Genomic DNA, 13,637 nt, shown 5'->3' with positions numbered 1-13,637 from the left:
AAAGGAGTAGCTGGCGATGGAGAAGATGCTCAAGCAGGACGAGATCGACGCGCTCTTCGAGGCGGCGCGGGCGCAATCCGCGGCCGAATCCGAGGGCGCGACGGCCCAGCCTGAGGTGAAGGCGCGGGTGGTTCCGTTCAGCTTTTCAACGGCGGGACAGATTTCGAACGATCAGCTCAGGGCGATCAGCATTCTGAACGATCTGTTCGCGCGCAACCTGACGCATAACCTGGCGGCATGGCTGAGAACGCGCTTTCATGTGAGCCTTGTTTCCGCCGAGCAGATTCCGTTTAACGACTTTCTGCTGCGGATTCCCGAGGTGAACTACATGGCGGCGGTGCGCCTGGAGCCGCTGGGCGTGCTGAGCGTGATCCAGATGGAGATGGGGCTGGTGCCGCCGATCATCGATCTGCTGCTGGGCGGCGAGGGCCGTGAGGGCGCGTTGCGCGAGCTGACGGATATTGAGGAATCGATCCTGGCCAGTGTGGTGGAGATAGTCTGCCGGGAGCTGTCGATGGCCTGGCAGCCGGTGGGGTTGAGCTTCAACTTTGAGCGGCGTCAGATGCAGACGCAAGCGGCGCGCATCATGCCGGTGAATGAGAAGACGCTCTGCCTGAGCTTTGAGATCCGGATGCCGCATGGGTCGGGATTGTTGAACCTGGCATTTCCGGCGGTGGTGGCGAACACGGTTCTGCGCAGGCTGACCTCGGACTGGGGCAAGAGCCGGCGGCATGCGCCGGAGGTGCGAGCGCGGATGGAGACGTCGTCCAAAAAGATCGCGTTTGGGGCTTCGCTGCAGCTGCCATCGGTACGGGTGCCTCTTAAAACGATTGAGACGATGGAGCCGGGAACGGTGATCCGGTTCAATGTACCCTCCGGCACGGCGCCGGAGTGGCGCGTGGGAGGCCAGCTGCTGGCGACCGCGGAGGCGATTCGGCAAGGCACACGGCGCGCGGCGCGCATGGAACGCCGCAAGGAGGAAGTGGAGGCATGAAGACATTTCTTGATTGCTGGATTGGGGTGGCAAGCGCACTGCTGACACAGGCGCTGGCTGGCGAGTCGGAATTTACCGAATCACTGCCGAAGCCTCTGGCGGGTGGCTCTTTCGGATTTGCAGTCACGGTTACCGGAGAAAAGGAGGGACGGTTCGCCGTCGTGCTGGACGCCGGGGTACTGGAGGTTCCGCTGCTGGGTGAAGGCGTGGACCAGAAGAGCGCCTGGGGCGAGCTGATGAAAGAGATCACGGAATCGGCCGCAGGAGAGCTGCTGGCGGAGTCCGGGCTAAAGGTGACCTTAGGGAAGGTAGAGGAGATTGTTGCCGAGAACAAGATCTCGCGTGCCTTCCAGCTGAAAACGAGTTCAGGGACCTGGACGGTTCTGGTGCGCGACGATGTGCACGCGGCGAAAAAGGTTGAGACGGGGAAGACAGAGGCAGGAAAGGCTGAGACGGCGGGAAAGACGACGAAGACGGCGACAGGGCGCACGCCTGCAGCCGCGCAGCAAAGTGCGGATAGAGCTGTGGCTGCCGGAGTTGCGCCGGGAATTGATTTGCTGCTGGATGTGGAGCTTGAGGCTACGCTGCGTTTTGGCAGCCGGGAGTTGCTGCTGGGTGAGCTGCTGGAGCTGGGACCGGGCGATGTGGTGCAGCTGGACAGGCATATTTCGGACCCCGTGGATCTGATCATCGCCGACAAGATTGTGGCGCGTGGAGACGTGGTGCTGGTGAATGGCAACTTTGGCCTGCGGGTGACCGAGGTTGCGGAACCGCGGCGGCGGCTGGAGACGATTCGATGCCTCTTTTAAATCGACAGAACACGCGGGAGAGCGATCCGGAGTGGAATTTGCAGAGGGATCGAAGTGGACTCCGGAATCCGGACCGGAATCTGGATCCGCATGCGGCGGAGGAGATTCTGCGCCGCGTGGTGGAGCGGAAGGCTCCGGGGAAGAGAACGGTCTCTGCCGAAGAAGGCAAGCGCGGCGGGTTGATGCAGACCTGCGCCAATCCGCAGTGCCGGACGGGATGGATGCAGCTTTGGAGGAACCGGAGCGGACCGGTTTTTGAGGGCGGCTGGAGCTGTTCGGCGGCCTGCACAGAGGCGCGCGTGCGGACGGCCTTGTCGCGGGAGAATAAGGGCCGCACGGGGACGAAGCAGCCGTACCGTCACCGGATTCCGCTGGGGCTGCTGATGCTCGAGAAAGGATGGATCACGGAAAGCCAGCTGCGCGGCGCTGTTACGAGCCAAAAGCAGAACGGCGGACGGCTGGGTGGCTGGCTGGTGCGGCAACAGGGCGTCAGCGGGGAGCTGGTGACGCGCGCTCTAGCTCTCCAATGGAGTTGCCCGGTTCTGCCGACAGCCGGGCATGATCCGGAAGGGCTGGCTCAGCTGGTTCCGCGGTTGTTTGTCGATGCTTTTGGCGCGGTTCCGTTGCGTCTGGCGGCGGGAAAGGTGTTGTACCTGGGCTTTGAGGACAGGCTGGACCCGGTGCTGGCGCGAGCGATTGAGCGAATGACGGGGCTGCGCGTGGAGTGCGGCGTGGTGGCGGATGCGGATTTCGGCGCGGCGCAGGAGCGCGCGTTGCGGACGAAGTATCCGTCAGTGGAGCTGGTGGAGGCTGTGAGCGAAGAGACGCTGGCGCGGGCTATGGGGCGGGCTATTGAGAAGGCTGGTCCGGCAGAGGCGCGGCTGGTGCGGGTGCATGATTTCCTGTGGCTACGCATGCTGCGCAAGGCAGAGCCGGGAGCGGGAATCTTCTCCGAGACGGGAACGGTGGAAGATGTGATCGGAACGGTAGGCGGATAGAGAGCCGACAGGGCGTACTGCCTGACGAGATGGCTGTTTCTGAACACGCAGGGGACGGGTTGAAGAAGCTGCGCCGAGGGCCGATAGAGAGGTCAGGAGGGGGAAGGAAACCTGGGCATGAGTGAGATACGCACGCTGATTGTAGATGACTCTTCCGTGATGCGGAAGATTGTGGAGAGGGCGCTGCGGCAGGCAGGGCTCGACACGCTGGTGGTGCACGAGGCCGGCAGCGGAGCCGAGGGACTGGAAGTGCTGAAGGACAACGCTGTGGACATCATTCTCTCTGATATCAACATGCCGGTGATGGATGGCATCGAGTTTGTGCGCCAGCTGAAGGCGCAGAACCTGGCTGCGGGTGTGCCGGTAATCATGATTACCACCGAATCGAGCGAGGAGCATGTGAAGCAGGCGATCCAGGCCGGCGCGGCGGGCTATATCCGGAAGCCGTTTACGGCCGAACAGGTGAAGGAGCGGGTTCTGCCGTTGCTGAAGGCGGCCTGAGCGTGGAGGGCAGTCGGGTGGAAACAGGAAGGCGCCGGCTTGATCTCGCTGACTTGATCTCGCTAACTTGACCTGCGGGAGCATGGACGGCCGGAGCCGCGCAATGAGATCGAGTGAGTGAGAGAGGGCAGAGAGGATATGGGCGTTTCGTTGCGTGAGTCCGTGGAACTGATCGCGGATCCGAGAAATCTGGATGCAAGTGTGGAAGAGGTATTTCATACGATGATGGGCGGCACGTGCCTGCGCGAGAAGGATCCCGCTGTGCCCTATACGCCGGAGTCGGTGACGGCAGTGGTGGGATTTGGCGGACTCTTCAGCGGCGCCTGCGTTCTGCGTTCGAGTGCGGAGACGGCGCGGTTGTTGGCCGAACGGATGACGGGCATGGAGTTTGTAGAGCTGGACGATACGGTGAGGGATGCCTTCGGCGAGATCTGCAACATGCTGGCCGGAGCGTGGAAGGGGCGTGTGCCGAATCTGGCCGGGCACTGCGGGCTTTCGGTGCCGGCGGTGATTACGGGGAGGGATTACAACATTCATGTGCAATCGCCGGAGTTCCGGGTACACCACTTCTTCAGCCTGGATGGCGCGCGCTTTGACGTGACGATCATCTGCGATGGATTGAGATAAAGGTTTTTCAAATAGAGACGATAGTAGGTTTGCAGTTCCTTTTTCCTCGGCGTGCCCTCACACGCGCCGGGGAATTTTTTTGAAGCAGAGATCAGAGATCAGTCTGTTTGCTTCGAGGCACAATGTTGTTTCAGTATCGTGCGAAGAATTGAAGAGGGCGACTTTTTACAGAGACGTTTTTCTGATCTCTGACCCCTGACCCCTAGTTTTTCCTAATCTTCCCTGCATAGATTTCGGCCATTTAGCTGCACATCTTCTACACGAACAGGAGAGCGTGCGGATGGGTAGCGGGTATTACGCGGCATTGACGGGATTGGTAGCGCGCACACAGGCGCTGGACACTGCGGCCGGTAATCTGGCCAATGCGCAGACGCCGGGCTATCGTGCAGAGCGGGAGTATTTTCGCTCCGTCTTACTTGGTCAGGATGCGCTGGACTCGCAGCTGGGGCACACGGTGAACAACTTTGGCCTGCTGGGCGGCGACATGCTGAACATGGGCCAGGGCGCGCTCGACCAGACAGGCAATCCGCTCGATCTTGCAATCGAAGGTCAGGGATTTTTTGAGATTCAGACGGCCAATGGCGTACGTTTTACGCGCGATGGCAGCTTTCACCGCGCAGGGAACGGCACGCTGGTGACGGGGCGCGGCGAACCAGTGCTGGACGTGAACGGCAAGCCGATTGTGATGCCGCCGGGCGAGGTTTCGATCGGCGCGAATGGCGCGGTCTCAGTGGCAGGCGGCACTGTGGCCACGGTCGGCGTGGTGAGCTTTGCTCCCGGCGTGCAACTCAAGGCGGAGGGTACGAATCGCTACGTTGCGCCTGAGGGTGCGAAGGCGACGCAATCAAAGGATGCGACGGTGCACCAGGGAACGATTGAGGCGGCGAATCAGGATGTGATTCAGGGAACGCTGGACCTGATTGTCATGCAGCGCCAGGCCGAGATGATGCAGAAGGCGCTGACGACCTTTCATACAGACTTCAACAAGTTTGCAACCGAGGATCTGCCGAAGGTGTAGTGGCAGAGATCAGTTGTCAGAGACCAGGGATCAGTAAGTGCGCCACTCAGAAAGAGGAGCGGCGCAAATCAGTGGGCAATACGAACTGGAGACTGAGGCATTGGATCGGGGAAAGACAATCCGATCTCTGATCTCGGATCTCTGAAAACTGCGAGGGAATATGATTCGAGCACTCTATACAGCAGCGAGCGGCATGAGCGCGCAGCAGTTGAATCTGGACACGATTGCCAACAACCTGGCTAACTCCGCGACGACAGGCTTCAGACAGTTGCGCCTGCAGTTTCAGGACATGGTGTATCAGAACCTGGTGACGCCGGGCGCGGCGCAGAGCCAGTCGACGGTCTCTGCCGGGTTGCAGATAGGACTGGGCACGAAGTCCGCGGCGACAGAGGTGATCAACACGCAGGGCTCGTTGAACGAGACCGACAATCCGCTCGACATGGCGATTGAAGGGAATGGATTCTTCCAGGTGCAGCGCCCCGACGGAACGATTGCCTACACGCGCGCGGGACAGTTTCAGTTGAACAGCCAGGGAACGATTGTGACAGCAGAGGGTGATCCGGTTATTCCCACGATCACGGTTCCGGCGACGGCGACGGCGATCACGATTACGCAGTACGGCGTAGTGAATGCGACGATGCCGGGACAGAGCAATCCCTCGCAGCTTGGGCAGATTCAGCTGGCAACCTTTCCCAATCCCGGCGGCCTGGAAAACATGGGCGGCAATTACCTGACTCAGACGCTGAGCTCGGGCGATCCGGTGCTGGGCAATCCGGGCGGGGCCGAGGGCGTGGGCACGCTTCAGCAGGGGTATCTCGAAAACTCGAATGTGGACGTGGTGACCGAGTTTGTGCAGATGGTGCTGGCGCAGCGGGCTTATGAGTCGAACTCGAAGGTGATCAAGGCCGCGGATGACATGTATTCGCAGGTCAACAACATGACACGGTAAGTGAGAGAGAGCAGATGAGCCTTTCCATGCGAACTCGTCACTGGCTTAGGGTTGCAGGTCTCACTGGCATGACAGCGGTGCTGATCTGCGGCCTTACGGCGCAGCAGAGAGCTGCAGATGGCCGGATCGTAAACGAAAGAATCGTGAGTGAAAGAACGGACCCCGGTACTGGCGCGCGCTGGGTGCTGATGCGCGATGCGGAGCATCCTGCGGCGCTGGCTCACTGGGTGCTGGTCGAAGCCGGCAAGGAAAGAGCGGCTGGAGCGGGCGCGGAAGCAACAGGGGAGAAGCTGATGATTCACGCCGGGGACAAGATTGTGGTGGAAGAGCAGACGTCTGTGATGCGTGCATGGCTGGAAGCGACGGCTCTGACGAGTGCGGGGACCGGCGGCGAGTTGCGGGCCAGGCTGGCGATCGGCGGAAGGGTTCTCGCAGTGCGGGCGATTGCGCCAAACACAGCGGAGATGGAAGAGGAGACGCGGTGATGAGCGGAGTGGTGGCAAGACCCTACCGGAGATTTGCCAAAGCGGTCTTCTTCTGGGGCCTGTGCGGAGCGCTGCTGCTCTTCGGCGGGCCGAAGAAAAATCCCTTTTCGCAGGATACGAAGTCATCACTGCCGGAAGAAGCCCTGAAGACATACGTGCAGCGGGTGCGGGCGCAGCAGGCTGCTGAGACGCATGAGGCGGGATCGTTGTGGGCGCCATCCGGGCAACTGGTGCGGCTGGGCACGGATGTGAAGGCTTACCGGCTGCACGATGTGCTTTCCGTGGTGGTGGCCGAGAGCCTGACGGCTGAGACCGATGGCGGCGTGAAGAATGCGCGCGCATCGAACGCGAACTCCGGGTTGACTTCTCTCTTTGGCGCGCTGAAGACGAGCAACGCACTGCAGAATCTCGTAGGCATGAAGGCGTCTTCGGGGCTGACTGCTTCAGGGCAGAGCACGACGGATTCAAGCCTGTTAACGACCTTTGGGGCCGAGGTGATCGATGTGCTGCCGAACGGAATGCTGGTGGTGCAGGCCACGCGCGAGCTGACCTTCTCGCAGCAGACGCAGCTGATCAAGCTGCGCGGGCTGGTGCGACCGGAGGATGTAAGCGCGCAGAACCAGGTGCTTTCAACGGCGATGACGGATCTTGAGCTTGAGGTGACGGGCAAGGGCATTGTGAACGATACAACGTACCGTCAGAATCCAATCGTGCGGTGGCTGCAGAAGATCTTGATCTTCTGATCGATTGCGATCCGAAGATGGGACTAAGGGACATAGGGACTAGGGGACTGGAGCGCGTAATGAAGCGGAAACAAATGCTGTACCTGGTTCTGTCAGGAGCGCTGTATTTTGCAGCATGGACCCAGGCGGAGCCGCAGCAGGCGCGGGTGAAAGACATTGCCTCGATCGAGGGCATCCGCGACAACCAGCTTGTGGGCTATGGGCTGGTGGTGGGGTTGCGCGGCAGCGGCGACTCGCAGCAGACGGTGTTTCCGGCGCAGACGCTGATATCGGCACTGCAGAAGATGGGCGTGACGGTGCCGCTCTCAGGCGGAACGCAGTCTGCGCAGTCTGCGCAGAATATGCAGATTCGCAACATGGCGGCTGTTTTCGTGGTGGCGACTATGCCGCCGTTCAGCCGGTCGGGCTCGAAGATTGACATCACGGTTTCTTCAGCCGGCGATGCGCGCTCGCTTGAAGGCGGCGTGCTGCTGATGACTCCGTTGTATGGGCCGGACGGGCAGATTTATGCGCAGGCGCAAGGTGCGCTGGTGCTGGGCGGTTATACCGTCGCGGCGGCGGGCAATGTCAGGCAGCTGAACCATCCGACGACGGCGCGGATCCCATCCGGGGCTCTGGTGGAGCGTGCGGTGCCATTTGAGCTGAACCAGCTGAAGACTGTTGACGTGGTACTGAATGACGCCGATTTTCATACCTCGGAACGGATGGCGGCGGCGATCAACAAGGCTCTGGGGACCCCAAGGGCACACGCGATCGACAGCCGGCAGGTGGAAATTGAGCCAAAGCCGGAAGAAGACCGCGCAGCGCTGCTGGATGCGGTCGAGGCTGTCGAGGTGGATGTTTCACCGCGGGCCAGGGTGGTGGTGAATGAGCGGACAGGAACTGTCGTGATTGGAGGCATGGTGCGGCTGCAGCCTGTTTCGATTCTGCACGGCGGGCTGGTGGTGAATGTGGTCTCAGAGCCGATGGTTTCCCAGCCGAATCCCTTTGGCCAGGGAACGACCGAGGTAGTGAACAAGACTACGGTAGAGGCACAGGACAAGCCGGTCAACCGGATTGATCTGAAGCAGGGCGCGACGGTGGAGGACCTGGTGCAGGAGCTGCAGCGTACCGGCGCCGGAGCGCGTGATGTGATCTCGATTCTGCAGGCGATGAAACAGGCCGGAGCGCTTGAGGCCGATCTGGAGGTATTGTGATGCGGATTGCCATGCAGCAGCATCATCTGGACCCAGTGCACAATGCGCCCCCCGCTGTTCCTGGAATGGTGGGGAAGCTTGCAGGCGGTCAGGCCGGTACCATTCAGCCGAAGCTGGTGAAGGCGGCGCACGAGTTTGAAGCGCAGCTGATGAAAGAGCTGATGAAGCCGCTGACGAGCGGAGGCGCTCCGGGTGATGACGAGGACGATGACGACGATCGAGGAAGCGGACTTGGTTCGGCTGGAGCGCTGGGCGAATACGCGTCGGAGTCTCTGGCGCAGGCGCTGAGCCTGCAGGGCGGTTTTGGAATTGCGGACAAGATTATCAAGCAGCTTTCCCACCGCGATCTTTCCCATGAAGGGAATGAAACCGAAGCGGCACGCGCTGCCGGGAATGAACGCGACAAGACAAAGATAAAGCCGCTGAAATGACTTCAGTGATTGGATGGCCGCGCCGATGAGTGGGACCAGATAGGCGAAAAACGGGGGGAGACTGCGGATGGTGTGGAGCAATAACAGCAGCCTGAGTGCGGGTTTGAATCCGGGAGTCACGGAGCCGAGACCGGCGCAGCCGTATGGGCGAGCGGTGCAGGATCGCTCGGCGGAAACTTCTGCGCTTGATCCGGACTGGGCGACGCTGAGCACGGCGGGAAGCCAGGCAGCGCATGGCCCGGACGAGGGCGGTGTGCGCGAAGACAAGGTTGCCGCGGTACGGGCAGCGCTGACGGCGGGAACATATTTGGTTCCAGCTTCGCAGGTGGCGCAGCGCGCGATTGGCGCGATGCTGGGGCTGGGCGCGTAATTAAGTGCGTAATTTTGTGAGCAAGAAAAACAGCAAAGTCAACCAAGCCGGCAGGGCCGGCGAGGAAGCGACAGAGGGCCGAGATGGGGGCGCAAAAGGGGAAGGTACGACCGGAGATGAAGGAACTTGTACGCGAGGCATCGGCTGCGCTGGCGCGCCTCGATGCGGAGCGGCTGGAAGAACTGGCGCGATGCTGTCAGGCGCTTAACCGGGATTTGCGAAAGAGATCAGGGGCGCCGGGCGACGACGAACTGGGCGCAGTGCTGGCCGCGCAGGCGCGGGAGGCCGCGGGAGAGTTCGTGGTTTTTACGAGAGTGCTGGAGGCAACGCGGGCGAATCTTGATGTGATGATGCGTCTGCGTGTCTTTCAGCAGGAACAACTGGAGTACGGCGGACAGGCGCGGGTGCATCACTGGGCCCGCCAGGGGGCGAGCGATGGGAACAATTAATTCGGCTTTCAATATCATTTCCGGCGCGCTGGATGCGGATCAGGCCGCGCTTGGCGTGATTGCCAACAACGTAGCCAACGCGAATACGACGGGATATACCGAGGAACAGCCGATCTTTCAGCAGAGCTCGCCGGTCACGATCAATGGATCGAGCTTTGGCGACGGAGTGACGGAAACCGGCGCGGAGTCTTTGCGGGACCGCGTGCTGGAAGGGCGGATTGATCAACAGCAGCAGCTGGAGTCGTCCTCATCGACGCGCCTGACGGCTTTGAATACAATGCAGTCGCTGTTTACACCGGACTCGGGCTCGTCGAGCTCAGAGGCCGGGGACATTGGCAACGACATTACGAATTTCTATGATTCATTTTCAAGTCTCGAATCCAATGCGACAAGTAATTCGCTGCGTCAAGAGGTTATAAGTTCAGCGCAGACGCTGACAGCGGATATATCAAATGCCTCCAATGGGCTGGGCCAGCAGCAACAGGCGCTGGATCAGGAGGCGACTTCTGTCGTGGGCCAGATCAATTCGCTTTCGAGCTCGATAGCACAGCTGAACCAGCAGATTATGTCGACTTCGCCGGATGCTGATGCGGGAACGCTGGAGGATCAGCGGCAATCCGACTTAAGTCAGTTGTCGCAGCTGATCGGTATTAACCAGATCACGACGGAGAACAACGGTCTGACGATTACGACGACCTCCGGGCAGGTGCTCGTTTCGCAGAATATGAGCAACCAGATTACGACGGGCAAGGTGAACGGCGTGACGCACTTCTTTGTGGGCACGACGGATGCGACAAGCAACATGGCAAGCGGTGGCGGCGAACTGGGCGGCTATCTGACAGCACGCGACCAGGACATTCCATCGGCGCTTTCCTCTCTGGACAATCTGGCCTACACCGTTGCGACCACGGTGAACGCTCAGCAAAGCGCGGGAACAGACTACGACGGAAATACTGGCGCCAATATCTTTGCCGAGCCCACGCAGGTGGCAGGGAGCGCGCAGTCGATGTCTGTAGTGATGACGGATCCGAATGGAATTGCGGCTGCGGCTGCAGGCGCAGGAGCGAGTTCGGGAGACAACTCAAATGTGGTGGCGCTATCTGCGCTGCAGACCACGGTGCAGGCGCAGTTGAATGGGCTCGACCCGAACAGCTACTACTCGGATTTTGCGACGCAACTGGGTTCGACGATCTCCGAGGTGCAAACGGAGAACACGGCGCAGAGCGCTTCCGTAACGCAGCTGACAACGCAGCGGAATTCGCTTTCCGAAGTGAATCTGAATAATGAGGCGTCTTCGCTGACAAACATGGAGCGGACCTACCAGGCGGCGAGCCAATTCTTCACCATTCTGGACGCCATCATGGCTTCAGCGCTGAATCTTGGCGAACAGACGGCAGTGTCGTAAAAGAGCCCGGACTGCGAAAGCGAGAAACGCAAAAGACAACCAGAAGAGGAGAGCGAAAAGAGATGCGAGTAGATCCGAGCTATATCAATAACCTTGTGAGCGCACTGGATCAGGCGCAAGGCAATGAGCAGCAGTACTCATCCGAGTTGTCGAGCGGTGCGCGCGTTACGTCGTTGAGTACGGATCCGGTGGCAGCGGGAGAGAATGTGCTCCTGCTGAATCAGATTCAGCAGGACGACTCTTATTCGAGCACGACAAGCCAGATTACAGGGCAACTGCAAGTGGCAGACTCAGCGCTGGGCTCAGTAATCACACAGTTGACGCAGGCGATCTCCCTGGCGACGAGCGCGAATAGCGGCACGATGAATACGAGCCAGGTGAATGCGGTTGGAAGCCAGATACAGGGCATTCTGGGCGAGGTGATACAACTGTCGAACACCTCTTACCAGGGGCAATACATCTTTGCCGGCACGGCGACTACGACAGAGCCATTTGATGCGTCAGGAAATTACACGATTACCGCGGCACAAGGCGGGCAAACGGCGAACTACCTGACGACACCGAATAACCAGAAGATTCAGCTGAATGTGCCCGGCTCGCAGATCTTCAGCGGCGGCGGTAACAGCTCGGTCAGCGTGATGGGCGCGTTGAATGCGCTGATTGCAGACTACTCCGGCACGACTGTGAATGAGGCGCAGGCAACGGCAGACACGAATACACTGAACTCGGCGCTGAACTGGGTCTCGGAACAGCGGGTCACGATTGATAACTCGATCAATCAGGTTTCGGCTTCTTCTTCGGCGGCAACGAGCGAGGCGCTGCAGCTGACTTCCGCGCAGACCAACCTGATGCAGGCGGATGTAGGCCAGGTATCGACGCAGCTGTCGACATCCGAGACGCAGGCGACCGCATTGGAAGACACGATCGCGCAGCTTGGTTCCGGGAGCCTCTTCGATAAGTTGCAATATTGAAAAAGAAGCAGGTCAGATATAGAAATCGTGGGCGGCGGGCTTGAGGCCCGGCCGCCCGCGCTGTTTTTGGAGTGGTGTGCGGTCCGCGTATACTTTTGAGCGAAGGAACCTGAATGTTTGAACCTCTTCGCTTTGTGTGGAACGCGACGCGCGGCGCGCGGTTGACGCCGTGGCGCAGCTCCTATCTGCGCTGGCGCATGGAGACGTATTCCGGCACATGGGCGGAAGAGATTACTGCCGGCAAAATGATGGCATTTCTGTGGGCGGAGCGATGGGAACTGCTCAGGTTTCTTTTCTGGACGGGAAGTGTGCAGCGGGAAGCGCAGAAGAAGCACTGAGGCTGCGAACGTCGAAAGCCAATTCTGAGATGAGGACCTGAAGATGAGTCTTGTGGGCGCGAAGCTGTTGACGCGGAGACAAGTGAGTAAGGCAGCTCTCGGTATGGCCGCTGCTGCCGGGCTTCCGAAATGGCTGCATGCAGGCCAGATCGCGATGAATGCGGTTGGGGCGGATTCGCTGCGTGTGCATGCGTCGGCGCACGGACTGCTGTGTGGGACGGCGGTGGTTCCCGAACTCCTCGATGTGGATGGCTTTGCCGCGGGAACGACTTCCGACGCATACACGCGGCTGGTGGCTGAGCAGGCGAACATCCTGGTAGCGGAAAACTCAATGAAATGGCGTGCGCTACGGCCAACGGCAACGACCTTCGACTTTACGCAGGCGGACAAGCTGGTGAAGTTTGCGTCGCTCGCGGGGCAGAGGGTTCGCGGGCATAACCTCTGCTGGCATGAAAGCATTCCGGCGTGGTTTCAGACGACGGCGACAAAGGACAACGCGAAGCAACTTCTGGTGAACCACATCCAGACCGTGGCGGGGCGGTATCGCGGACAGATTCATAGCTGGGATGTGGTGAATGAGGCTGTGAATCCGAAGGATGGGCGTGGCGATGGGCTCAGGAAATCGCCATGGCTTGAGCTGCTCGGACCGGAATATCTGGAAATTGCATACACGACCGCAGCGGAGGCAGACCCCGAGGCGAAGCTGACTTACAACGAGTACGGAATCGAGCTGGACACGCCGGAAGACACTGCGAAGCGCGCCTATGTCTTGATGCTTTTGAGGAGATTCAAAGCGCGCGGTGTGCCGATTCATGCCGTGGGAATCCAGAGCCATCTGCAGGCGAATGGACCGCAGCCCGGTGCAGGGTTGGTTGCGTTTATCCGTGAGGCGCGTGCGATGGGCCTGGAAGCGTATGTGACCGAGCTTGATGTGAATACACACAAACTGCCCGGAGGGCCCGAGCTGCAGGATGCCGCCGTGGCCGAGGTTTACAAGAATTACCTGAGCCTGGTTCTGGCGGAGCCCAATGTGCTGGCGGCACTGACCTGGGGAATTACAAGCGCGCATTCGTGGATCAACCAGAGCAGGGAGTCGTGGTCGGTGCGTCCAGACGGTGCGCGTCAGCGTCCGCTGCCGTTTGATGACGATCTGCGTCCGACTCCGGCATTCTATGCGTTCCGAAATGCGATCGACACGGCGAAACCGCTTGCAGCTCAGCCGATAACTCCACCGACGGCCCCGACAGCAAAGCCGCAGGATCTGTATAAGCCGTTCACGGTGCCGGGCAGCCCCATTGCTCCCGCAAAGCCGCAAGGCGCGTCCTAAGAAGCGAGCGTCTATCCTGAGTGCAG

17 protein-coding genes are annotated in these 13,637 nt (G+C 60.2%); all 17 read left to right on the top strand.

The annotated features are described in order from the left end of the window. Positions 1–16: 16 nt before the first annotated feature. The 17 genes from VO84_RS03090 (at position 17) to VO84_RS03010 (ending at position 13,611) form a co-directional block, all read left to right on the top strand. Positions 17–994, top strand: coding sequence for a flagellar motor switch protein FliM (locus tag VO84_RS03090; RefSeq protein WP_058185813.1), 978 nt, complete (start codon positions 17–19; stop codon positions 992–994). Then, on the top strand, positions 991–1,803 hold the full coding sequence (locus VO84_RS21990; RefSeq protein WP_231737750.1) for a FliM/FliN family flagellar motor switch protein: 813 nt from the start codon (positions 991–993) through the stop codon (positions 1,801–1,803). Before VO84_RS03090 ends, VO84_RS21990 begins: the two co-directional genes overlap by 4 nt. After that, complete coding sequence (locus VO84_RS03080; RefSeq protein ID WP_058185812.1) at positions 1,791–2,801, top strand: GspE/PulE/PilB domain-containing protein; 1,011 nt, start codon at positions 1,791–1,793, stop codon at positions 2,799–2,801. The genes VO84_RS21990 and VO84_RS03080 overlap by 13 nt, the downstream gene beginning before the upstream one ends. 117 nt (positions 2,802–2,918) lie before the next feature. Then, positions 2,919–3,302, top strand: a complete 384-nt coding sequence (locus VO84_RS03075) for a response regulator (protein ID WP_058185811.1) — start codon at positions 2,919–2,921, stop codon at positions 3,300–3,302. 117 nt (positions 3,303–3,419) lie between these two features. Continuing rightward, positions 3,420–3,929: a chemotaxis protein CheX gene (locus tag VO84_RS03070; protein WP_157439695.1), complete on the top strand. Its 510-nt coding sequence runs from the start codon at positions 3,420–3,422 to the stop codon at positions 3,927–3,929. 280 nt (positions 3,930–4,209) lie between these two features. Continuing rightward, positions 4,210–4,947 (top strand): flagellar hook-basal body protein, encoded by a 738-nt coding sequence (locus VO84_RS03065; protein ID WP_058185809.1) that lies wholly within the window; start codon positions 4,210–4,212, stop codon positions 4,945–4,947. A gap of 160 nt (positions 4,948–5,107) precedes the next feature. Further along, a complete protein-coding gene (flgG, locus tag VO84_RS03060; RefSeq protein WP_058185808.1) occupies positions 5,108–5,896 on the top strand; it encodes a flagellar basal-body rod protein FlgG in 789 nt (262 codons plus the stop codon). Between the two features lie 26 nt (positions 5,897–5,922). Next, positions 5,923–6,381 carry a hypothetical protein gene (locus VO84_RS03055; protein WP_157439694.1) on the top strand — a complete coding sequence of 153 codons (459 nt, stop codon included), beginning with the start codon at positions 5,923–5,925 and terminating at the stop codon, positions 6,379–6,381. Then, positions 6,381–7,124: a flagellar basal body L-ring protein FlgH gene (locus VO84_RS03050; RefSeq protein ID WP_082661649.1), complete on the top strand. Its 744-nt coding sequence runs from the start codon at positions 6,381–6,383 to the stop codon at positions 7,122–7,124. The genes VO84_RS03055 and VO84_RS03050 overlap by 1 nt, the downstream gene beginning before the upstream one ends. A 59-nt stretch (positions 7,125–7,183) precedes the next feature. Continuing rightward, the gene (locus VO84_RS03045; RefSeq protein ID WP_082661648.1) at positions 7,184–8,320 is read left to right on the top strand and encodes a flagellar basal body P-ring protein FlgI; all 1,137 of its coding nucleotides are present in this window, start codon (positions 7,184–7,186) and stop codon (positions 8,318–8,320) included. Then, on the top strand, positions 8,320–8,751 hold the full coding sequence (locus tag VO84_RS03040) for a hypothetical protein (RefSeq protein ID WP_058185806.1): 432 nt from the start codon (positions 8,320–8,322) through the stop codon (positions 8,749–8,751). Before VO84_RS03045 ends, VO84_RS03040 begins: the two co-directional genes overlap by 1 nt. Before the next feature lie 67 nt (positions 8,752–8,818). After that, on the top strand, positions 8,819–9,121 hold the full coding sequence (locus VO84_RS03035; RefSeq protein ID WP_058185805.1) for a flagellar biosynthesis anti-sigma factor FlgM: 303 nt from the start codon (positions 8,819–8,821) through the stop codon (positions 9,119–9,121). Positions 9,122–9,237: 116 nt separating this feature from the next. Further along, the gene (locus VO84_RS03030; protein ID WP_058185804.1) at positions 9,238–9,570 is read left to right on the top strand and encodes a hypothetical protein; all 333 of its coding nucleotides are present in this window, start codon (positions 9,238–9,240) and stop codon (positions 9,568–9,570) included. Then, positions 9,557–10,975, top strand: coding sequence for a flagellar hook-associated protein FlgK (flgK, locus tag VO84_RS03025; protein WP_058185803.1), 1,419 nt, complete (start codon positions 9,557–9,559; stop codon positions 10,973–10,975). Before VO84_RS03030 ends, flgK begins: the two co-directional genes overlap by 14 nt. Positions 10,976–11,037: 62 nt before the next feature. Beyond that, complete coding sequence (locus tag VO84_RS03020; protein WP_058185802.1) at positions 11,038–11,946, top strand: flagellin N-terminal helical domain-containing protein; 909 nt, start codon at positions 11,038–11,040, stop codon at positions 11,944–11,946. A gap of 113 nt (positions 11,947–12,059) precedes the next feature. Next, positions 12,060–12,284, top strand: coding sequence for a hypothetical protein (locus VO84_RS03015; protein WP_058185801.1), 225 nt, complete (start codon positions 12,060–12,062; stop codon positions 12,282–12,284). Between the two features lie 43 nt (positions 12,285–12,327). Further along, the gene (locus VO84_RS03010; RefSeq protein ID WP_231737749.1) at positions 12,328–13,611 is read left to right on the top strand and encodes an endo-1,4-beta-xylanase; all 1,284 of its coding nucleotides are present in this window, start codon (positions 12,328–12,330) and stop codon (positions 13,609–13,611) included. The last annotated feature ends 26 nt before the right edge of the window (positions 13,612–13,637 follow it).

The organism is Occallatibacter gabretensis, from assembly GCF_001449115.1.
GTDB lineage: Bacteria > Acidobacteriota > Terriglobia > Terriglobales > Acidobacteriaceae > Telmatobacter > Telmatobacter gabretensis.
The sequence above is the reverse complement of the archived record's forward strand: the minus strand, read 5'-3'. Positions and strand labels throughout refer to the sequence as shown.

Excerpts from the sequence above, each read along its gene's own strand:
- VO84_RS03080 (WP_058185812.1), top strand. The coding sequence starts at position 1,791 with ATGCCTCTTTTAAATCGACAGAACACGCGGGAGAGCGATCCGGAGTGG.
- VO84_RS03050 (WP_082661649.1), top strand. The coding sequence starts at position 6,381 with ATGAGCGGAGTGGTGGCAAGACCCTACCGGAGATTTGCCAAAGCGGTC.
- VO84_RS03015 (WP_058185801.1), top strand. The coding sequence starts at position 12,060 with ATGTTTGAACCTCTTCGCTTTGTGTGGAACGCGACGCGCGGCGCGCGG.
- VO84_RS03030 (WP_058185804.1), top strand. The coding sequence starts at position 9,238 with ATGAAGGAACTTGTACGCGAGGCATCGGCTGCGCTGGCGCGCCTCGAT.
- VO84_RS03090 (WP_058185813.1), top strand. The coding sequence starts at position 17 with ATGGAGAAGATGCTCAAGCAGGACGAGATCGACGCGCTCTTCGAGGCG.
- VO84_RS03065 (WP_058185809.1), top strand. The coding sequence starts at position 4,210 with ATGGGTAGCGGGTATTACGCGGCATTGACGGGATTGGTAGCGCGCACA.
- flgK (WP_058185803.1), top strand. The coding sequence starts at position 9,557 with ATGGGAACAATTAATTCGGCTTTCAATATCATTTCCGGCGCGCTGGAT.
- VO84_RS03040 (WP_058185806.1), top strand. The coding sequence starts at position 8,320 with ATGCGGATTGCCATGCAGCAGCATCATCTGGACCCAGTGCACAATGCG.
- flgG (WP_058185808.1), top strand. The coding sequence starts at position 5,108 with ATGATTCGAGCACTCTATACAGCAGCGAGCGGCATGAGCGCGCAGCAG.
- VO84_RS03045 (WP_082661648.1), top strand. The coding sequence starts at position 7,184 with ATGAAGCGGAAACAAATGCTGTACCTGGTTCTGTCAGGAGCGCTGTAT.
- VO84_RS03020 (WP_058185802.1), top strand. The coding sequence starts at position 11,038 with ATGCGAGTAGATCCGAGCTATATCAATAACCTTGTGAGCGCACTGGAT.
- VO84_RS21990 (WP_231737750.1), top strand. The coding sequence starts at position 991 with ATGAAGACATTTCTTGATTGCTGGATTGGGGTGGCAAGCGCACTGCTG.
- VO84_RS03010 (WP_231737749.1), top strand. The coding sequence starts at position 12,328 with ATGAGTCTTGTGGGCGCGAAGCTGTTGACGCGGAGACAAGTGAGTAAG.
- VO84_RS03035 (WP_058185805.1), top strand. The coding sequence starts at position 8,819 with ATGGTGTGGAGCAATAACAGCAGCCTGAGTGCGGGTTTGAATCCGGGA.
- VO84_RS03075 (WP_058185811.1), top strand. The coding sequence starts at position 2,919 with ATGAGTGAGATACGCACGCTGATTGTAGATGACTCTTCCGTGATGCGG.
- VO84_RS03055 (WP_157439694.1), top strand. The coding sequence starts at position 5,923 with ATGCGAACTCGTCACTGGCTTAGGGTTGCAGGTCTCACTGGCATGACA.